This is a genomic window from Motilimonas thetidivivens (assembly GCF_046452435.1).
Lineage (GTDB): Bacteria > Pseudomonadota > Gammaproteobacteria > Enterobacterales > CBDFNC01 > Motilimonas.
In genome coordinates this window covers 123,405-143,938 of the sequence record NZ_JBKFDK010000007.1, presented here as the reverse complement: position 1 = coordinate 143,938, position 20,534 = coordinate 123,405, and the positions used below count along the sequence as shown (strand labels likewise).

Annotated in this window: 20 protein-coding genes; 11 read left to right on the top strand and 9 right to left on the bottom strand. The window is 46.1% G+C overall.

Going from position 1 to position 20,534, the window contains the following annotated elements; all coding sequences use genetic code 11:
• Positions 1-7 precede the first annotated feature (7 nt).
• The 10 genes from kdsC (at position 8) to mgtE (ending at position 7,259) form a co-directional block, all read left to right on the top strand.
• Positions 8-556, top strand: a complete 549-nt coding sequence (kdsC, locus tag ACK8OT_RS07670) for a 3-deoxy-manno-octulosonate-8-phosphatase KdsC (RefSeq protein ID WP_410195913.1) — start codon at positions 8-10, stop codon at positions 554-556.
• Positions 553-1,107 carry an LPS export ABC transporter periplasmic protein LptC gene (lptC, locus tag ACK8OT_RS07665; RefSeq protein WP_410195912.1) on the top strand — a complete coding sequence of 185 codons (555 nt, stop codon included), beginning with the start codon at positions 553-555 and terminating at the stop codon, positions 1,105-1,107. The genes kdsC and lptC overlap by 4 nt, the downstream gene beginning before the upstream one ends.
• Positions 1,094-1,615 carry a lipopolysaccharide transport periplasmic protein LptA gene (gene lptA, locus ACK8OT_RS07660; RefSeq protein WP_410195911.1) on the top strand — a complete coding sequence of 174 codons (522 nt, stop codon included), beginning with the start codon at positions 1,094-1,096 and terminating at the stop codon, positions 1,613-1,615. Before lptC ends, lptA begins: the two co-directional genes overlap by 14 nt.
• Positions 1,615-2,340, top strand: coding sequence for an LPS export ABC transporter ATP-binding protein (lptB, locus tag ACK8OT_RS07655; RefSeq protein ID WP_410195910.1), 726 nt, complete (start codon positions 1,615-1,617; stop codon positions 2,338-2,340). Before lptA ends, lptB begins: the two co-directional genes overlap by 1 nt.
• An 85-nt stretch (positions 2,341-2,425) precedes the next feature.
• A complete protein-coding gene (locus tag ACK8OT_RS07650) occupies positions 2,426-3,877 on the top strand; it encodes an RNA polymerase factor sigma-54 (protein ID WP_410195909.1) in 1,452 nt (483 codons plus the stop codon).
• Positions 3,878-3,897: 20 nt separating this feature from the next.
• Positions 3,898-4,185 carry a ribosome hibernation promoting factor gene (gene hpf, locus ACK8OT_RS07645; RefSeq protein ID WP_410195908.1) on the top strand — a complete coding sequence of 96 codons (288 nt, stop codon included), beginning with the start codon at positions 3,898-3,900 and terminating at the stop codon, positions 4,183-4,185.
• A 7-nt stretch (positions 4,186-4,192) separates the two neighbouring features.
• The gene (gene ptsN / locus ACK8OT_RS07640; RefSeq protein WP_410195907.1) at positions 4,193-4,639 is read left to right on the top strand and encodes a PTS IIA-like nitrogen regulatory protein PtsN; all 447 of its coding nucleotides are present in this window, start codon (positions 4,193-4,195) and stop codon (positions 4,637-4,639) included.
• 11 nt (positions 4,640-4,650) lie between these two features.
• Positions 4,651-5,502 carry an RNase adapter RapZ gene (rapZ, locus tag ACK8OT_RS07635; RefSeq protein ID WP_410195906.1) on the top strand — a complete coding sequence of 284 codons (852 nt, stop codon included), beginning with the start codon at positions 4,651-4,653 and terminating at the stop codon, positions 5,500-5,502.
• A gap of 10 nt (positions 5,503-5,512) precedes the next feature.
• The gene (locus tag ACK8OT_RS07630; RefSeq protein WP_410195905.1) at positions 5,513-5,788 is read left to right on the top strand and encodes an HPr family phosphocarrier protein; all 276 of its coding nucleotides are present in this window, start codon (positions 5,513-5,515) and stop codon (positions 5,786-5,788) included.
• 109 nt (positions 5,789-5,897) lie between these two features.
• Positions 5,898-7,259 carry a magnesium transporter gene (gene mgtE, locus ACK8OT_RS07625; protein ID WP_410195904.1) on the top strand — a complete coding sequence of 454 codons (1,362 nt, stop codon included), beginning with the start codon at positions 5,898-5,900 and terminating at the stop codon, positions 7,257-7,259.
• Between the two features lie 53 nt (positions 7,260-7,312).
• On the opposite strand, the gene pmbA is transcribed toward mgtE, so the two are convergent.
• The gene (pmbA, locus tag ACK8OT_RS07620) at positions 7,313-8,656 is read right to left on the bottom strand and encodes a metalloprotease PmbA (RefSeq protein WP_410195903.1); all 1,344 of its coding nucleotides are present in this window, start codon (positions 8,654-8,656) and stop codon (positions 7,313-7,315) included.
• 109 nt (positions 8,657-8,765) lie between these two features.
• On the opposite strand from pmbA, the gene yjgA reads away from it, so the two are divergent.
• The gene (gene yjgA / locus ACK8OT_RS07615; RefSeq protein ID WP_410195902.1) at positions 8,766-9,269 is read left to right on the top strand and encodes a ribosome biogenesis factor YjgA; all 504 of its coding nucleotides are present in this window, start codon (positions 8,766-8,768) and stop codon (positions 9,267-9,269) included.
• A gap of 64 nt (positions 9,270-9,333) precedes the next feature.
• Here yjgA and tldD read toward each other — a convergent pair whose 3' ends face one another.
• The 8 genes from tldD to ACK8OT_RS07575 all read right to left on the bottom strand — a co-directional run bounded on the left by tldD (position 9,334) and on the right by ACK8OT_RS07575 (position 20,355).
• The gene (gene tldD / locus ACK8OT_RS07610; protein ID WP_410195901.1) at positions 9,334-10,779 is read right to left on the bottom strand and encodes a metalloprotease TldD; all 1,446 of its coding nucleotides are present in this window, start codon (positions 10,777-10,779) and stop codon (positions 9,334-9,336) included.
• 2 nt (positions 10,780-10,781) lie between these two features.
• On the bottom strand, positions 10,782-11,615 hold the full coding sequence (locus ACK8OT_RS07605; RefSeq protein ID WP_410195900.1) for a carbon-nitrogen hydrolase family protein: 834 nt from the start codon (positions 11,613-11,615) through the stop codon (positions 10,782-10,784).
• On the bottom strand, positions 11,566-15,492 hold the full coding sequence (locus tag ACK8OT_RS07600) for a YhdP family protein (protein WP_410195899.1): 3,927 nt from the start codon (positions 15,490-15,492) through the stop codon (positions 11,566-11,568). Before ACK8OT_RS07600 ends, ACK8OT_RS07605 begins: the two co-directional genes overlap by 50 nt.
• 8 nt (positions 15,493-15,500) lie before the next feature.
• On the bottom strand, positions 15,501-16,970 hold the full coding sequence (rng, locus tag ACK8OT_RS07595) for a ribonuclease G (protein WP_410195898.1): 1,470 nt from the start codon (positions 16,968-16,970) through the stop codon (positions 15,501-15,503).
• A 63-nt stretch (positions 16,971-17,033) separates the two neighbouring features.
• Complete coding sequence (locus tag ACK8OT_RS07590; protein ID WP_410195897.1) at positions 17,034-17,597, bottom strand: Maf family protein; 564 nt, start codon at positions 17,595-17,597, stop codon at positions 17,034-17,036.
• A gap of 30 nt (positions 17,598-17,627) precedes the next feature.
• Complete coding sequence (gene mreD / locus ACK8OT_RS07585; protein ID WP_410195896.1) at positions 17,628-18,110, bottom strand: rod shape-determining protein MreD; 483 nt, start codon at positions 18,108-18,110, stop codon at positions 17,628-17,630.
• Positions 18,103-19,023, bottom strand: a complete 921-nt coding sequence (mreC, locus tag ACK8OT_RS07580; RefSeq protein WP_410195895.1) for a rod shape-determining protein MreC — start codon at positions 19,021-19,023, stop codon at positions 18,103-18,105. Before mreC ends, mreD begins: the two co-directional genes overlap by 8 nt.
• A 285-nt stretch (positions 19,024-19,308) precedes the next feature.
• Positions 19,309-20,355 carry a rod shape-determining protein gene (locus ACK8OT_RS07575; RefSeq protein ID WP_410195894.1) on the bottom strand — a complete coding sequence of 349 codons (1,047 nt, stop codon included), beginning with the start codon at positions 20,353-20,355 and terminating at the stop codon, positions 19,309-19,311.
• Between the last annotated feature and the right edge of the window lie 179 nt (positions 20,356-20,534).

Sequence of the window (20,534 nt, the reverse complement as noted above, 5' to 3'; positions counted from 1 at the left end):
TTTAGTTATGCTGAATACCCCCTATGGCGCACTAACACAAGCGCAGCAACAACAGTTTTGTCAAATCAAGTTACTGATTTGTGATGTTGATGGGGTATTCTCTGATGGCCGGATTTACATGGGCAACCAAGGTGAAGAGCTCAAAGCCTTTCACACTCGTGATGGTTTTGGCATTAAAGCGATTTTAAATGCCGATATTGCGGTTGCGGTTATCACCGGCAGACAATCTGCCATCGTAAATAACAGAATGACTGCACTTGGCGTACCCCATATTTTTCAAGGCCAAGATGATAAGCTGATAGCCTATCAACAACTACTCAAAGAATTACAACTGACGCCTAACGAAATAGCCTATATTGGTGATGATGTCATCGATCTACCTGTAATGACTCAGGTTGGTTTAGGTATCGCGGTCGCCGATGCGCACCCTATCGTCCAACAGCAAGCTGACTACATAACCAGCATTAAAGGGGGATATGGCGCAGTCAGAGAAGTGTGTGATTTACTGTTATGCAGTAAAGGCTTACTAGAGCAAGCTCAGGGAACCAGTGTATGAACAAGCTAAATGCTTGGCTTTTTGTACTTTTTGCGATCTCGCTTGGAGCGTGGCAGTACTTTAAAGCGGACGAACAGCCCAAACAAGCAAGAGACCCTTCCCAAGCTTATTTTGTGGCCAATCAAATCCAATCGACCATGTTTAATACCAATGGCACAGTGGATTACCGTATTTTTGCGACTCAAATGCACCATTATCAAGATCAACTCAAAACCGAGTTTGCTAAGCCGGTTGTGGTGGTATTTCGCAATAACGATCAAACCCAATGGCAAATTACCGGCGATAATGGCACCTTGTTCGATCAGGATACCTTTGAGCTCAGTGACAATGTAACCATCACTAATTTAACCCATGACCAACACATAAATTTGATCACCACCGACAAATTAACGCTGGATTTGGTCAACAACGAGCTTCATTCAAACGACCTTGTTACTCTATATGGCGATCAAATTAAGCAACAAGGGACAGGCCTGTTCGGTGAATTGAATGGCAAAAACATCAGTTTATTAAATCAAGTAACGGCGACTTATTTAAATGAAAAACCTTAACCTTTTACTCGCATCATTACTTATTCTGAGCGCACCAAGCTACGCTCTTAAGTCCGACTCCACTAAGGAAATCGTGATCCGCGCCGATTCCAACACCGCAAACCTTGACAACAATACAACAACCTTTAATGGTAATGTGGTTGTTACCCAAGGCAGCATTAAAATGACGGCTAGCAAATTAGTCGGTATCCGCCATAAAGCGGGTGAAGAAGAAATGATCGCCACCGGCAATCCGGCGACCTTCTATCAAATGATGGACGATGGCAAACCCGTTGAAGCTCGCGCCAACAAAATTCGCTATTTGAAAAAAACCAATCAAATTATTTTGACACAAAAAGCCACCCTATCGCAGTTAGATAGTAATTACACCGCGGAAAAGATTACTTACAACATCACCACGCGCCAAATTGAGGGTGAAAAAGGCGATCAGCAAACTCGAACCGTGTTTCTTCCCGCACAAGTAGAGCAAAAAAATAAATCAAACTCATCTAATGAAACGGCGCAATAATGGCAATCCTTCAAGCAAAAGACTTAGCAAAAAGTTATAAAAACCGCCGTGTGGTCAATGGCGTTAGCCTGCAAGTTGAAACAGGCCAAATCGTGGGTCTGCTCGGCCCCAACGGAGCGGGAAAAACCACCACCTTTTACATGGTAGTTGGCCTGGTTAAACGCGACGAAGGGCAAATTTTTATCGATGATCAAGAGATCTCAAGTCAACCCATGCATGTACGAGCACAAAAAGGGATTGGCTATTTGCCACAAGAAGCGTCTATTTTCCGCCGTCTCACCGTGGCGCAAAACATCATGGCCATATTAGAAATACGTGATGAACTTTCTAGTGAACAAAAACAAGACCGGCTCAATGAGCTGCTCGAGGAGTTTCACATCACCCATATTAAAGACAGTAAAGGTATGGCCCTGTCGGGTGGTGAAAGAAGGCGGGTTGAAATTGCGCGAGCATTGGCCGCCGATCCGCAATTTATTTTGCTCGATGAGCCCTTTGCTGGGGTTGATCCTATCTCAGTAATTGATATAAAAAAAATCATAGAACACTTACGAGACAGAGGCTTAGGTGTATTAATCACTGATCATAATGTGAGAGAGACACTAGATGTATGTGAATATTCCTATATAGTGAGCCATGGGGAAATGATTGCCACGGGAACGCCGGCAGAAATTTTACAAAACGAACAAGTAAAACGAGTCTACCTTGGCGATCAATTCAAGCTATAGTTTTAAAGGTAACCCGAATTTGGATGCTTGAGCTCACCCCAACATCCAAGCTCTCATACCTATTGAGTGATGTAACAGGAATTTAATGAAACCAACCCTACAGTTGCGTTTAGGTCAGCAGTTAACGATGACCCCTCAGCTACAGCAAGCCATTCGCTTGTTGCAGCTTTCTACATTAGAGTTACAGCAAGAAATCCAAGAAGCCATTGAGTCTAACCCCTTGCTCGAAATTGAAGAAAACGAGCATAGCGGCGACGAGCCCAGCTACGACAATGATACCAGTAGCCAGCTTGAAACCAGTGAAGCCATGGCGCAAAACGATATTCCGGATGAACTACCCACTGATTCGACGTGGGATGACACCTTCACCACCAATGCGGGCTCAAGCAGCACAGGCGTTGGCTCAGGTGGGGATGACAGCGACTATATTTACCAAGGTGAAACCAGCGCTAACCTACAAGATCACCTGATATGGCAAATGGAGCTCACGCCATTTAGTGAAACCGACCGCGCCATCGCGCTAGCGATTATTGATGCCATCGATGAATCAGGTTACCTCACCGTTTCCAGTGAAGATATTTTAGAAAGTGTCGTATCCGATGATCTTGAGGTTGAGCTAGATGAAGTAGAAGCCGTGCTTAAACGGCTGCAGCACTTTGATCCCCTCGGTGTTGGAGCCCGCTCCGCACAGGAGTGCATGCTGATCCAATTAAACCAAATATCACCCGATACACCTTGGTTAGCCGAAGCCATTGCCATCATCAAAGAGCACATGGACTTACTGGCAAACCGCGATTACCGAACGTTAAGCCGTAAGACCAAGCTCAAAGAAGAAGAGCTGCGCGAGGTCATGCGTTTAATTCACACCTTAGAGCCGCGCCCCGGTAATGCGGTGGTTGAACTCGACGCCCAATACATAGTGCCCGATGTCTCGGTACAAAAGAAAGCGGGCCGCTGGGTGGTTGAACTTAACCCCGACAGCATGCCAAAAATACGCGTCAATGATCAGTACGCCGCCTTTGCCAAACAAACGCGCAATAGCGATGACAGCCAATTTATCCGCTCACATTTGCAAGAAGCCAAATGGTTTATTAAAAGCCTTGAAAGCCGCAATGAAACCCTAATGAAGGTGGCGAATTGTATCGTACAGCATCAAGTGGCCTTTTTTGAATACGGCGATGAAGCCATGAAACCTATGGTATTGAACGATGTGGCCGAGGCAGTGGAAATGCATGAATCGACCATATCTCGCGTTACCACGCAAAAATTCATGCACACCCCAAGAGGTATTTTTGAACTAAAATATTTCTTCTCCAGCCATGTAGCAACTGAAAGTGGCGGTGAATGTTCATCAACGGCCATTCGCGCACTCATTAAAAAACTAGTCGCAGCCGAAACACCAGCCAAGCCACTAAGTGACAGTAAAATCACTCAGCTACTGGCCGATCAAGGCATCAAAGTTGCCCGCAGAACAATAGCTAAATATAGAGAATCATTAAACATTCCGCCTTCTAACCAACGCAAGAGTCTATTATAGACAGTAACAGGAGAGTCGATATGCAAATAAACCTATCAGGTCACCACATTGATATCACTGATTCAATGCGCAATTATGTAGAAACGAAATTCTCTAAACTTGAACGACATTCTGATAGCATTAATTCCGTTTTGGTGATACTTAACGTCGAAAAATTAAACCAAATTGCGGAAGCCAAAATTAACCTAACCGGTGGTGAGGTTTTCGCTACTGCCCAAGATACTGATATGTATGCTGCAATAGATGCTTTGGTTGACAAATTAGATCGCCAAGTGATCAAGCACAAGGAAAAGCTGAAACAGTCTTAACTCAAATATGCAAATTAATGAATTATTAACCCAAGACTGCACGTTAAGTGCAGTTTCTTGTTCAAGCAAGAAAAAAGCCCTAGAAATCATTAGCGAGTTAGCAGCTGGCAAACTTAACATCGACGCTAAGGTGGTGTTTGAAAATCTGCTCACACGTGAACGCCTTGGCACCACAGGTGTGGGTTGCGGTATCGCTATTCCCCATGCCAGGATCAGCGATGAATATCCCGTTACGGGAATTTTTATCCAATGCGAAAGCCCTATCGACTTCAGCGCCATCGATAATCAACCTGTCGATTTATTGTTTGCCGTCTTGGTACCAGAAAGCCAATGTAGCGAACATTTAAAAACACTGTCACTTATTGCGGGTAAACTCTCGGATAAACAAATCTGTCGTCAGCTGCGTGCAGCGAAAACCGATGCAGAGCTGTTTGATGTGATCTGCACACCTTAAACGGAAAAAATATGAAACTCACCATAGTGAGTGGTCGCTCAGGCTCTGGTAAAACGGTAGCGTTGCGGGTACTAGAAGACCTAGGTTATTACTGTGTCGACAATTTGCCACTGCCTTTACTTCCGGCTTTAATCACAAGCTTACAGGACAATTATGAGGCAGTCGCAGTTAGCATTGATGTGCGAAACTTACCGCTTGATCCTAATGAGCTGCACACCACCATTCAGGGATTAGCGCAACAAGTAGAGCTAACTACTTTGTTTTTAGACGCAAGTAGCGCCATCTTGGTTCGTCGTTACAGTGAAACGCGCCGCTTGCATCCTTTAGCTAAGATGAAGTTATCTTTATCTCAAGCCATAGATCAAGAAACCGCGCTACTGGAGCCAATATCTGAATCCGCGGATCTGCGCATAGATACCAGCGATATGTCGATTCATGATCTCAGCGAATTGGTAAAACAGCGCGTGCTGGGACAAAAGAATCATGAACTCGTGCTGGTGATTGAATCCTTTGGTTTTAAAAACGGCTTACCTAAAGACGCAGATTATGTCTTTGATGCTCGTTTTTTACCTAACCCGCACTGGGTGCCGGAATTAAAGCCGCAAACAGGGCTCGATGCCGACGTACAACATTATCTGTCCGAACAGCCCTTAGTGGTTAAGTTTATTTGGCAACTGGAAAATTTAATTGGTACTTGGCTGCCTCACCTTGAGCGTAACAACCGCAGTTATGTCACCATTGCGATTGGCTGTACAGGCGGGCAACATCGTTCTGTTTACATCGCCGAAAAATTAGCCGAGTATTTTAAAGCCGATCATCAAGTACAGATCCGCCACCGAACGTTGGAAAAACTAAAAGATTAACAGGCCCTACATGTCGCAACTAGAACAACACATTACGATAAAAAATAAGCTAGGTTTACATGCACGAGCAGCTGTAAAACTGGCTGAATTAGCGTTAAAATTCGACGCCACTGTGACCTTAGTCCACGGTGATAAATCAGCTTCAGCGGCCAGTGTGATGGGTTTACTAATGCTCGAAACATGCCAAGGCCAACAAATTTTAATTCAAGCGCAAGGAGCCGATGCACACAATGCATTGGAAGCGGTTAAACAACTCATAGAAGACAAATTTGAAGAAGAAGAATAACTAATCCAATTTTTTACTATCGCCTCTCTAAACATCCACTATGGTTCCGAAAGGGTTATACGGGTACGTTAGATTTTGATAGTACAGCTCTCAAGGGGGGAAGTTACAGATGCTAGATAAGCTAGTTAATCTAAACACACATGAGCGCCTAATCGAATTAAATAAAGCCCTCAGCAGCGGTATGTATGTCCATGCTCGGCGCATGCTGCAACATCTCCACCCTGAAGATATCGCCCTACTACTTGAATCATCGCCGCAAGGTGAACGGCGCAATATTTGGCAGCTGACCGATCCTGAGCAACAAGGTGAAATCCTTGAAGAATTAAACGAAGACGCCCGCGACAGTATTTTGGCGTTAATGGATACGGAAAATCTGGTTGCCGCCACCGAAGGCATGGATACCGACGATCTTGCCTATGTACTTAGTGGTCTAGATGAAGACGCTTATCGAGACGTATTGTCGCAAATGGATGCCCAAGATAGGCATCGTCTTGAGCAAGCGCTAGGCTACCCCGAAGATACCGCGGGTAGCGTGATGAACACCGACACCATCACCCTTAGACCCGATGTCACCATCGATGTGGTACTGCGATATTTACGCCTCAAAACCGAGCTTCCCGAAGGCACAGATGCCCTTTATGTGGTCGATAAACATGACAAGTTATTGGGTGAAGTAACCCTAGCAACCATACTCACGGTCGATCCTAGTTCGCGCGTTAGCGAGGTAATGGACAAAAGCAAAAAACGTATCCCCGTGGAAATGGAAGATATAGAAATCGCGAAAATTTTTGAACGTCGTGACCTTATCAGTGCCCCCGTGGTTGACCAAAACGGCCAATTATTAGGCCGGATAACCATCGATGACGTGGTCGATATTATTCGCGAAGACGCCGACCATAAGATGATGGGTATGGCGGGTATGGATGACGACGAAGATACCTTTGCGCCAATACTTAAAAGTACCAAACGCCGTACCTTTTGGCTGACCGTTAACTTAGGTGCAGCTTTTCTTGCGGCTTCGGTATCAAATATGTTTGAAGCGACGATTTCGCAAATCGCAACCTTAGCCGTGCTGATGACTATCGTACCCAGTATGGGCGGCATTGCCGGTAATCAAACCTTAGCGCTGGTTATTCGAGGTATGGCGGTTGGCCATATCGGTGATGCCAACAGCCGAATATTAATCATGAAAGAAGCGTCAATAGGCCTATTAAATGGCTTGATTTGGGCTATTTTGGTGGCGGTCGCCGTGGTGATCTGGAAAGGCGATGTTAATATCGGCTATGTGATTGCTGGCGCTATGTTTATTAACTTATCGGTAGCGGGTTTAGCTGGGGTGTGTATTCCACTTGTCATGAAAAAATTCAACATCGATCCGGCACTGGCGGGCGGCATGGCATTAACCACTATCACAGATGTGGTTGGGCTATTTTCCTTTCTCGGTATGGCGACCCTATTTTTACGTAGTTGAACCAAGCAGGCCCTGTATTTCACTACAGGGCCAATAAATCAACAGGCCGTCAATTAACTACCGGCAACCTTCATGTTGTCAATCAGCACCGAGCCGGTTTGCAAACTGCTGCGTAAATCCACATCACTGCCGACGGCTTGGATCCCCATAAACATGTCTTTAAGATTCCCAGCTATGGTGACCTCATGAACGGGAAAAGCTATCTCACCATTTTCAACCCAAAAGCCCGCCGCGCCGCGAGAGTAATCTCCTGATACGGCATTCACGCCTTGCCCCATTAACTCGGTAACATATAAGCCGGTGCCAAGTTTACGCAGCATATCGTCAAGATCACCATGATTACTTTGCACAAACCAGTTATGGATCCCGCCGGCATGGCCTGTGGTCGTCATGCCGAGCTTACGCGCCGAATAACTGGTCAACAGGTAGGTATTAAGATCGCCGTTGAGAATAATATCGCGATCTTGGGTTTTTACCCCTTCGGCATCATAAGGTGAGCTGGCAAGTCCGCCTAAGATATGGGGACGTTCGCTAATATTGAACCAACTAGGAAAAACCTGGGTGTTTAAGCGCTCAAGTAAGAATGACGATTGACGGTAAAGGCTACCACCACTGATGGCATTCACCAGATGGCCGAATAAACTGACCGCACTGTCCGATGAAAACAGCACAGGGCAGCTACATGTATCTATTTTGCGAGCGCCTAATTTAGCCACAGTGCGCTCCATGGCTTCTTTAGCCACCTGCTCTGGTAGCCATAAATCAGCGCTATTACGCGCCATGGTATAGCTGTAGTCGCGCTCCATTTCATTGCCTTGCTGGGCGATGAGTACACAGCTTAAACTATGGCGACTGGTTAAATAGCTCTGCACATAATCGTGGCTATTTCCATAAACCTTAATACCTAAGTGACTGCTGTAACTTGCGCCATCGGAATTAACAATACGGCTATCTGAGTTTAACGCGATTTCTTCACAAGCCTTGGCAATGTTCAGGCCTTCATCGGGATCAAGAGAAGCGGGATGAAATAAGTCGAGATCTCGTGGTGCACGCTCCAGCAGCTCAGCATCGGCTAGGCCAGAAAAAGGGTCTTGGCTGGTATGTTTGGCGATTTCAATGGCAGCTTGCACCGCTCGGCTGATTGATTCCTGGCTAATATCCGAGGTCGATGAGTTGCCCTTGCGGCCATTAACATAAACGCTAATACCCAAAGCGCCATCATGATTAAACTCGATATTCTCAACTTCCGTCATCCGGGTGTTGACCGAAATCCCGGTTTGGCGACTGACCGCCACTTCGGCTTGATCGGCGCCTAATTTTTTTGCCATTGCAACGGCATCAGCAACGGCTTGTTTCAGCTGCGCTTGTTCTTGCGCGATAAGACTGCTTGACTCCATGTTCCTTGCTCTACTTTAGCTACATTTTTGCCAAGCATACCACGACATGAGGAGCTTAACGCAATTTGCTGGTAAGATAGAGGTATCAAAACGAAAACAAAGAACCAATATGCATAACGAAGACGAAAACGACTACATCAGTAAAAGCGAACTAAAACGTGAAAGCGAGGCGCTACAAAAACTAGGCCAACGTTTGGTTAACCTTAGCCCAAGTGAATTAAAACAAGTTCCGCTGTCGGAGAGCTTAGCCGAGGCGATAAAACTGGCTCATAAAATCAGCAATAAACATGAAGCCTTGCGCCGCCAAATGCAGTACATAGGCAAATTAATGCGCTTTGAAGATGCCGAGCCAATTGAAGCGGCCTTAGATGTGCTTGCCAACAAGCACCAAGCTGCCACTCATGCTTTTCATCAACTTGAATTGCTGCGCGACAAGTTAATTAGCGAGGGCGATAGTGCGATTTCACAGCTCATTGAAACTCAGCCGCAACTTGAACGTCAGAAACTGCGACAGTTGGTACGCCAAGCAGCCAAGGAAGCAGCAGGCAACAAACCACCCAAAGCAGCCCGTGAGCTATTTAAATATTTGCGTGAAATGACAATCGAGAAGTAACGCAGATTTAGGGCCTCCAACTCAACGAGGCCCTAGATTTAGACAGGCAAGCCTAAAAATTGATTTAGTTGGTGCCACCTATGGTCAATTCATCTAGCTTGAGTGAAGGCTGCCCCACCCCAACTGGTACGCTTTGGCCGTCTTTACCACATACCCCTACACCTGGGTCGAGCTGTAAATTATTCGCCACCATAGACACCTTGGACATGGCTTCAGGACCATTACCAATCAAGGTTGCTCCTTTAATTGGCGCGGTCACCTTACCGTCTTCAATGAGGTAAGCCTCTGACGCAGAAAAGACGAATTTCCCAGAGGTAATATCCACCTGCCCGCCACCAAAATTAGGTGCATAAATGCCTTTTTTAACACTGGCAATCAATTCGTCATGCTCATATTTGCCAGCTAGCATATAGGTGTTGGTCATGCGCGGCATTGGCAAGTGTGCATAAGATTCACGGCGACCATTACCGGTTGGCGCAACGCCCATCAAACGCGCATTCAGCTTATCTTGCATGTAGCCTTTTAAGATGCCATTTTCGATCAACACAGTGTATTGGCCTTCGGTGCCTTCATCATCGACGGTTAAAGAGCCACGGCGATTAGCTAAGGTACCATCATCAACAATGGTACAGTGCTCAGACGCCACTTTCTCACCCACACGACCAGAAAATGCAGACGCCCCTTTACGGTTAAAGTCGCCTTCCAAACCATGGCCAACGGCTTCATGCAATAACACCCCTGGCCAACCTGGACCTAATACCACAGGCATCGCCCCAGCGGGAGCGTCGATGGCTTCAAGATTTACCATGGCCTGCCTAACCGCTTCTTTGGCGTAACCAAATGCGCGCTGCTGACCTTCAACTTGCTCGGTAAAATAGGCCATGCTATGACGACCGCCGCCGCCGGCACTGCCGCGTTCACGGCGACCATTTTTCTCGGCTAAGACCGAACAATTAAACCGAATCAGCGGGCGAATATCTGAGGCAAAGGTACCATCACTGGCAGCCACAAGCATTTCTTCATAGACCGCCGCTATGCTCACGATCACTTGCGTGACCGCAGGATCTAAACTGCGTGCGTAAGCATCCACTTGTTTTAATAAATCAATCTTGGCTTCTTTGGCTAAACAGGCCAAGGGATCTAGCTCAGGGTAAATTAACTTAGCAGGTTTAGGCGTTAGAATTTTAACCTTGCCTGACTGCCCCGCACCCGCGATGCCTCGCGCGGCATTGGCGGCTTGTTGTAGTGCTGAAAAGCTCAATTGATCGGAATAAGCAAAGCCGGTTTTCTCACCGCTAATGGCCCGCACCCCAACACCTTTCTCGATGTTAAAGCTGCCTTCTTTAACGATGCCGTCTTCCAACACCCAGCTTTCATGACGACTTGATTGAAAAAACAAATCGGCATAGTCCAGATCGTGCTGGTACATACTCGCCAGCACGGATTCTAGCTTGTCACTGTCTAGCTCAGTTGGCGCTAATATATGCTGACAAACGGTTTCAAAACTCATTGTTATTCCTTTTCGTTGAGTCTTTGCCCAACTATACGTTGATGTTCCAATATAGGCATACGGTGACGGACTTGCGCTAGTTTAGCTAAATCTATTGGGGCGCTTAACACACCTTCACCCGTTGTTAATTGTCCGAGCACTTCACCCCAAGGGTCGATAATACAGGAATGACCCCAAGTTTGTCGCTCAAAACTATGTTGCCCGCCCTGATTAGCCGCCACAATATAGCACTGAGTTTCGATTGCCCGGGCTTGTAATAAAGGCAGCCAATGGGCCTTCCCCGTCACATAAGTAAATGCAGCTGGCACCATGATAACCTGCGCTCCAGCCATCCGCAGCTGCTGAAACAGGGCAGGAAAACGTAAGTCATAACAAATCGTTAAGCCCACATTAAAATCCGCTGTTGAGACACAAGCAATGTCGTTTCCGGGTTTAAAGGTGGCCGACTCTTTATAAGCCCCCTTGCCATCAGCGACTAACGCATCGAATAAATGCAACTTATGATAATGCTGAACTAATTCACCTTGGGGGGAAAAAACTAACGAGCTAGTGTACACCCTTGAAGATTCTGGGCTTTTAATCGGCAAGCTGCCACAGACAAGATAAATATCATATGCTTGCGCTAGCTTACTAAGGCGCGCTTGAATGGGGCCATTACCTAGGGCTTCACTGTGGTTGAGATAATCTTGTTTATCTCCAAAAACAATCGCATTTTCAGGTAATAATACCCACTGTTTTGACTTTGGCTGAAGTTGGGTTAACAAGTCTTCAATACGGGCAAAGTTTTCATCGACGCGGTTGCAGCTTATTAATTGAATCAGAGATACGTTGCTCATATGACTCCTTGATCTCTTGGGGTAACTCGACAGCACCTTGCTCACGCCCCACCTCTTCAATGGTAGGATTAGAAATATCACCTGTCAGACTAAAGTTAACTTGGGTAATAATGTCGACCACGGGCTCAAAAATTTTCGACAACAGTAGCACATATAACCCCGTTACTGGGGTAATAGTAAAGGCCGCTAATACAGGTAAACTCGAGGTAACATTGGGGTAAAAAGACATACCATAGTTCATTTGCCATTGATTTAAATCCAGCTCACCCTGCCCAGTCAAACGCCCCGCAGCCGCATCTAGCTCAAAGTCTTGGTTGCTGACGATGCCATGATTGATCTTGGCTGTGGCTTTAATGGAATCAAAATACAAGCCATCAGCAAACACATCACGAAAGTCTAGGTTCAGCTTACGCCTAATTGAGTCCAAACTAAGCAAGCTGAAAAGCCGAGCGCCTTTGTCGCTAATATCAGCAATATAGCCAGCGTTGGTTTTGATAGAAGCTTGACCATTGAGCTTGTCGGTTGTAAATCGATTAGGAGTATCGGGCCAGTTTAAATCAAGCTCAAACACCCCTGGCGTTTCTTTCATCGGGCTTTCTTGGCCTTGGGTTTGTGCTAATTTAGCCACATCGTGAGTTTGAATTTTGGCTTTAAGCTGGGTTTGTAAAGGCTGATCTTGCCAACGACCACGCAGATGAATATCCGAATGCCCATACAAGAAACTAAGTTGTTCTAGCTCTATCCGATCTTTGTATTTGATAAGGCGGCCATTGGCTTTACCTAAGTTGAATTGGCCAAATTGACAAGCATCGCAATTAAAATTCGTGTTTTTTACCTTAGCTGATGACCAAGGTTTGCTTAACTCATCTGCGCTGCCACTTGGCCAAATTAATTCCGGCAAACTGACTCGCTGCAGATTAATATCAAGACGTTCAGCGCTATCAATCACAGTGCCTTTTACCTTGTCGGATGTCATTTGCAACTGCCAACCTTGCGGCTTGCGACTGGCGGAAAAGGAGATGCCATGAAGTTGCTCCCCCCACAAGACACCTTGATTGATATTGAGCTTAATTAAGCTTGGCGATAATGACTCGGAGGAGGCGTTAGCGGCCGGTTGACTTGATAATCGAGTTTGTTGTTGTTGCCACCAATTAATCCAGCTCCCCATATCGAGCTGACGATAAGCTAAGGTAACAGCCCTTGCTTCAGCAGGAGCCTTGGCCGGTAAACGGTTGCCAAAATGCAGCCACCAGCTTGGCTGATTGGCATGAGTATCATCGGGTTTTAAGCTAAAAAAGAGTTTCTGATCTATATTGGCGCTTAATTGATATCGGCTTTGATCCCCCGACAAAGAGACGGCTAACGGCCACTCACGCAGGCTATTTTTGTGAAAAGGCTCAGGCAAATCGAGCGCCAGTCCAGTTAAATCCGAATGTAATTTAGCGCTAAAGCTATAATTTCCCTGCTCATGCTGCAGATAATCAAGCTGCATTCGCCAGCCAAAGTGCCCCGTCGAGTTAAGTCCCTGCAACCAAGGCCATTGCCGTTCAAGTGTAGCCATGGGCCACTCCGCTGAGGCATTTAAATTGACTTGGTAGTCCTGCTCTTGTTCAACCCCATTAAACCTCACCGTAAGCGGCAATCCGTTCCACCTAGCTTCAAATAGGCCATTACTTAGGTTACCTTGGTTAAAATCAAAGCTGCCCTTAACCTGCCTTAGAAGAGACTTTGAGCCATCGGAACTTAGAGGCAACATCATGGTGTTATTATCTAAGGTCACCGAGCCGCTGACTTGCGTATCGCCGCCATTGAGTGGAATAGTTAATGCCAGACTTCCCGATAAAGGCCCTTCTATATTAAGAGACTGTAAAGCGCTTCCTACTGAGCTAGCCAAAGGAGATGCAAGCAAGTAGTCACTTACATCTTCACTCACTCCCTGTACCTCAGCGTCAATTAACAATTGCGCATCGGGAGAAAAATGTGCAATCGATCCAGACAGCTGATTTGAATAAGCCTTCATCAAGCTGGCTTTTTCACTTGCGATGAGCAAACCATCATTTTGAAACAGCAGATTGATATCCATTTTACTCAAAGGTGGCCAGCCCGGATAAAAGTGAAATTCGGTGTTGGTCAGCGGCACCCAAGCCTGAAAAATCCCTTCACCTTGGTGATATGGAAATTGATCTAGTTGCCCATGCCAAAGGATCTTTGCCGTATCCACTTCTCCAGCAGCAATGGTAGGTTGGAGATAGTCATAGACATTTTGCCCCATGGCCTGAATAGGAAAATAACGCTCGGCGTGTTCAGCTTGCTTAACACTTGCTTCACTGTACCAACTTAAATACGGAGATGCCGACGTTGGCCAATCTAACTTAAACTGACCTCGCCAGATTAAGTCGGGGTTATTGAGAATAAAGCCATCACTTCTAATAACCGTGCCTTGGCTGCCATAGTGCCAAGTAAGAGGAATGTTTAAGCTAGAAATAACCAACGGCGCTTGAAAATGCCCGTCCAAATCAAACCGACTATCTTTCACATCTAAGGCAACCCGGCCGCCTTGGTTAGAGGCAAGAAATCGTCCTTGCACATTGATCTCTTCGCCTTTGTCGGTATCGCTTAATTGCTTAAAACCTAGGCTACCATGGGCTAAGTAACTTTCACTATCCAGATGATACAAGAGCTGCACCAGCCCAGTCGTCAGCTCAGAATCCAAATCCCTTGATCCGTTAGTATCTAATGACTGGCCAGTAAATAAACCGAACAGAGAAACTAAGGGCAGTAAATCCAACTCATTTGCCGAAGCGATCAGATAACCATCACGCTGATAAGCCTGAAAGCTAAGTAGACTGCTTGACTCCTGATCCACCGCTTGTGCTTTAGCAGACTTGGCTGATTTGGGCTCTGGCGCAAACGCAGTAGAAGCCAATAGCCAATCTTTCGCATCCACTTGCCAACCTTGAGTGCTTGGCCGAAAACTCAATTGTCCTTGCTTTAAAGACAATTGTTTATCCCCTTGCAAAGATTGCCAACGCAATTGCGATGGGCCTATCAGCAACTGTGCCTGCTCTATACCCTGTAAAGAAAAATTGAGCCAAGCTTCAAAGTTACCTTGTGCTTGCTGCAGCTGATTTTGCTGTGCTACCCAAGGTGCCAAATAAGGAGCCAAATTGAGCTCCTCACCTTGAATATAAAGTTGACCTAACCAATCGGTTCCTAAGTTGGATTCGGCTTCATCAGTATCTGTTTCATCAATATTAAGTACAAATTTAACCCGGCTGGTATCTGAGCCGAGCATTTGCGCTTGACCCACTCCTTGATGGCGTCGCCCTTGGTTCAGCCAGCTCAATTGCTCTATGTCTATTTGTTTCCACAACAGATTGTTTTGGTGGAGAGAAATACGGCCCTGTTGAATAGCAAAGTCGTCGATTTTTTCCAGTAAAATGGATTGCGCCATCAACAGATTATAATCTTGGCTGGAGTGGGGATCTTGCTGTAGCTTATCTATGTCCAAGCTAAGCTCGACACCCGTTAAAACAATACGGCTGAAGACCCATTGCTTAGTTTTAAGGCTCTTAATAACATCTAGGCGCACTCGGGTTTGGGCTATCGTCAAGTCCACCCCTTGCTCTGGCGCTGACAGCCAACGCGCATCGGTGACCACGAGAGCCGGGCCATATTTATCCCAAGAAGCGTCTAGACTCTCTAACTGAACATCAAGTTGATATTCAGCCAGTAGCCAAGCGCTTAAATCGCCTTTGTAGCTGTTTAGTAGGGGGAAGGTAGCGCGGATCAAGCTGATCAACACAGTCACTAGCACCAAAGCAATGGCGCTAAGTAACCATAAACGACGTAACCAGCGTAAACTAAACTGCTTCACCTCTATGCCTACATCATCACTACGTCAAACTGCTCTTGAGCATAAAGTGGCTCAGCGCGTACCTTAACTTGCTTACCAATAAAGACTTCTAATTCTGCAAGGCTATGAGATTCATCACCCAATAAACTTTCAGCGACCGCACTTGAGGCATAAACCAAAAACCGGTCAGCATCATAGGCACGATTAACCCGCATGATCTCACGTAAAATCTCATAACTCACCGTTTCGACCGTTTTAACTCTGCCACGGCCATTACATTCGGGACACTCAGAACACAGAATATGCTCAAGGCTTTCACGAGTCCGTTTACGTGTCATTTCCACTAAACCCAACTGGGAAAAGCCACTAATATTGGTTTTAGCTCGGTCTTTAGCCAACGCTTGCTCTAGACTGTGCAACACTCGGCGCTGATGTTCTTCGGACTGCATATCAATAAAGTCGATAATGATAATGCCGCCTAAGTTACGTAACCTTAGCTGTCTCGCAATGGCTTGCGTTGCCTCGGTATTGGTATTAAAAATGGTTTCTTCTAGATTACGATGGCCGACAAAGGCACCGGTATTGATATCAATTGTGGTCATGGCTTCGGTTTGATCTATGATCAAATAACCACCTGACTTTAATTCAACTTTACGCTCAAGAGCGCGTTGAGTTTCATTTTCGACATCAAAGATATCAAATATCGGGCGGTCGCCGGGGTAATACTCTAGCCTTGGTGTCAACTCAGGAACAAACTCTCGGGTAAATAAGGTTAGCTCATCAAAGGTTTGCTTTGAGTCCACTCGGATCCGCTCAATGGCAGTACCGACAAAATCACGCAAAATACGAAAGGCTAAGCCAAGATCTTCATATAAGATCCGACATGCTTTATAGCTGCTTTTACGGCTTAATATTTTACGCCATAAACGCTGTAAAAATTCCGCATCTTGGCGCAGCTCTTCTTCACCCGCCCCTTCGGCCGCGGTGCGAATAATAAAACCGCCAAGCTCATCAACATAATTAGCCGTGATGTTTTTTAATCGCTCGCGCTCCGCTTCACTTTCAATCCGCTGTGATACACCAACATGAGCACTGCCGGGCATAAACACTAAATAGCGTGAAGGTAAGGTAATGTCGGTGGTAAGGCGAGCACCTTTAGTGCCCAGTGGATCTTTAACCACCTGCACCATAATATCTTGGCCTTGGCGCACTAGTTCAGCGATATTGCCCGCTTGGAAATGCTCTTTTTCAACCTTAGCCACACATTCGGTATGAGGCACGATATCGGAAGCATGCAAAAACGCGGCTTTATCTAAACCAATATCAACAAAAGCAGCCTGCATACCCGGCAAGACGCGACTCACTTTGCCTTTATAAATATTGCCGACTATGCCTAATTTAGCTTGGCGCTCTACATGCATCTCTTGCAAGATACCACTTTCGACAATAGCAACACGGGTTTCGCTCGGAGTTACATTGACAAGTAATTCAACATTCATAACACGTTCCATGGTTTTACCATCGCTGTCGATGTTCCGATCGGTAAAATAGTTTAGATTAAACTATTGAATAAATTGCTTAATTAAAGCGTTAGTTTGAAACAAAGGCAAGCCAACAACAGCGCTATAACTGCCATTAATGGCGACCACATACTGACCACCTAGACCTTGAATACCATAGGCTCCGGCCTTGTCTTGAGGCTCACCTGAGTCCCAATAACTTTTCATATCAGTATCGGATAAAGAAGCGAATTCTACCTCAGTTACCACACAAACAACTTGCTCAAGATCACCTCTCACCAAGGCTACCGCCGTCATCACCTGATGCTTAGAGCCTGATAATAAACGCCAAATTCGACATGCATCATTAAAATCTGTTGGTTTTTCGAGTACCTGATCAGCGCAAACCACTATGGTATCGGCGCCCAAAACAGGCTTATCTTTCGGCGTTAATGCTTCACCAGCGCGGGCTTTTTCTAACGCTAAACGCGTCACGTATTGCGCTGGCGATTCACTCGCCAGGCGTTGCTCTTCTATATTGGGCAGTACCAATTCAAACTGAATACCCAGTTGGTTCAAAAGTTCTGCCCTTCTTGGTGAAGCAGAAGCGAGGTAAAGTTGTGCCATTAGATTCTCTTCGTTTAGGGGAAAAGCGTATTAGCGTACGCCAAAGTGGCGTCGGGTTCGCCTTAAAATCAAAAATACCCATGGCCAAATCAACATGGTGCTAATGATTGACCAGAAATACTGTGGCATTAAGATGATGTCTGAGACCAGATGTTCCGCCCAAAAAATCAACAACTTACAACTTAATGTCAACACACCTATGACGATGGCTTGCTGCCAAACAGAGAAGTTACGAATTAACTGATAATTCATCGCCGCGACATAAGTCACCACCGCCAAGCCTAAAGCGCGAACACCTAAAGTAGACCCCAGTAAAATATCCAATATTAAACCCGCGCACCACGCCGTGCCGACGTTCACTCGATGCGGTAAAGCCAGCACCCAATAAAGCACCACTAAAGTTAACCAATCGGGTCGAAAAGCATCCAGTTGAGCCGGCAAAGGTAAAATGGCCAACATCAAAGCAATCACAATCGACAGGTAAATCATGCCACGGCTATTCCCCTTATCCATTGTTTGGCTCCTCTGATTGAGTTGGCGCTGGCGTTGTTTCTGGCGCTTGTTGTAGTTCAGGATTGACAGGGACAGGCGAAGATGGTCCACCAGACTCACCAGGCCAAAGCAATAATAAATAGCGAATACGATCTAATGACACCACAGGTTTGGCATCAACACGGGCATAGGGCATCCCCTCATCATATTCAAAACGCTCGATCACCGCGATCGGGTAACCTTCAGGAAAACGTCCACCTAAACCCGATGTCACCAGAACATCGCCCTCGCGAATGTCTGTGCTATGGGGCACGAACGGGATATCCAAACGTTCTAGGTTACCGGTGCCGTTGGCAAGCGCGCGAATATCATTGCGCTGAAAACGCACCGGAATACCATGGCTGTTATCCGTGATCAACAACACACGACTGGTGGTACTGCCCACACGTAATACTTGACCAACCACGCCTTGGTCATTAACCACCGGCTGACCTTCAAACACACCATTAAGTGAGCCTTTATCAATTACCACCTGATGGGTAAAAGGATCCGAGTCAACTTCCATGATCTCAGCCACCATTTTGCGCGCATCTTGGCGCACAGGTGAGCCAAGCAACTGGCGTAAACGTTTATTTTCTTCTTTCAGGTGCTCCATTTGCAGCAGCTCACTGCGAACTAAAAACACTTGTTGCTCTAACTCTTTATTCTCGGCTTGTAGTTGCTCCCGGCTAATTACCTTATCGGCAACCGTATCCAGTAGCTGACTGGGGGCATTAGCCATGTATTGTAATGGACTAACTAAGGAGTTAAGAAACACACGGTAAGGAGAGAAAAGGTCTAATTTGCTGTCAAGAAAGATCAAGGAAACAGAAGCTACCACAGCCAGTAGCAACCTGAGTTGTAGAGATGGCCCTCGGCCAAACATAGGTTTCATGAATTATCGCTAAAAAACAAGGCCGCTCCAATCACACGAATACATCGCGACACATAAATGATGAAAAATAAGCTAAACCGTGACACCGAAAAACGCTAAATCAGGCTAACCTCGCTGCCTTAGCGGCCAAGAGAAAGTCACAGTTCGATTATTATCTTACTTGTTTTACTGCAAGGTGATCTTTTGTCAACGACTTAATATCACCCAAGGTGTTCCATTCACCTGAAAAACCAATATGGCTGGAGCACGTCCTGTGCTCCATTAGTGCAATATTGATTAGCTGATTTATTCGTAATTGAACAAATCACCGCCGTGCATATCAATCATTTCTAAGGCTTTACCACCGCCACGTGCCACACAAGTTAGTGGGTCGTCAGCGACAACAACAGGGATCCCTGTTTCTTCCATCAATAGGCGGTCTAAATCTTGTAGTAAAGCACCACCACCGGTGAGTACCATGCCGCGCTCAGAAATATCTGAGGCTAATTCAGGTGGCGATTGCTCAAGAGCCACCATAACCGCACTGACGATGCCAGTTAATGGCTCTTGCAAGGCTTCTAAGATCTCATTGCTATTCAAGGTAAAGCTTCTTGGCACACCTTCGGCTAAGTTACGACCGCGAACTTCAATTTCTTTAACTTCATCACCCGGGTAAGCGCTACCTATGCTGTGCTTGATGCGCTCTGCGGTCGCTTCACCGATTAAGCTGCCATAGTTACGACGTACATAGTTGATAATGGCATCGTCAAATTTATCACCGCCGATGCGTACCGACGAAGAATAAACCACACCATTTAACGAGATAATGGCGACTTCTGTGGTACCACCACCGATATCAACCACCATAGAGCCGGTTGCTTCTGATACAGGTAATCCCGCACCGATGGCTGCGGCCATTGGCTCATCAATCAAGTACACTTCACGCGCACCCGCGCCTTGCGCCGATTCACGAATAGCACGACGCTCAACTTGGGTTGAGCCACAAGGAACACACACTAAAACGCGAGGACTTGGGCGTAAAAAGTTATTGTTGTGAACTTGCTTGATAAAATGCTGTAGCATCTTTTCAGTCACGTAGAAGTCGGCAATAACGCCGTCTTTCATCGGACGAATTGCTTTAATGTTGCCAGGGGTACGACCTAACATTTGCTTAGCATCGCTACCTACCGCAGCAACACTTTTAGGACCACTGCCATTTCTTTCTTGACGAATAGCAACAACCGATGGCTCGTTAAGTACGATACCCTGCTCTTTGACGTAAATTAATGTATTAGCCGTTCCCAAATCGATCGACAAATCGTTGGAGAAAAGGCCTCTAAGCTTCTTAAACATGGAGATCCTGCAAAAAAAAATGGCGGAATTGCGCTAACTTTACCAACCCAGTAATTATTCAGCAAGCGCCGCATTCGCTATCTAGGGCCATAGTGTGAGTAATTACCCATAAGTTTGCCATTATGGGGCCATTTAATCGAAAATTAGGCCGAAAACACCCGCTGTAGCGCCTTGGCTAT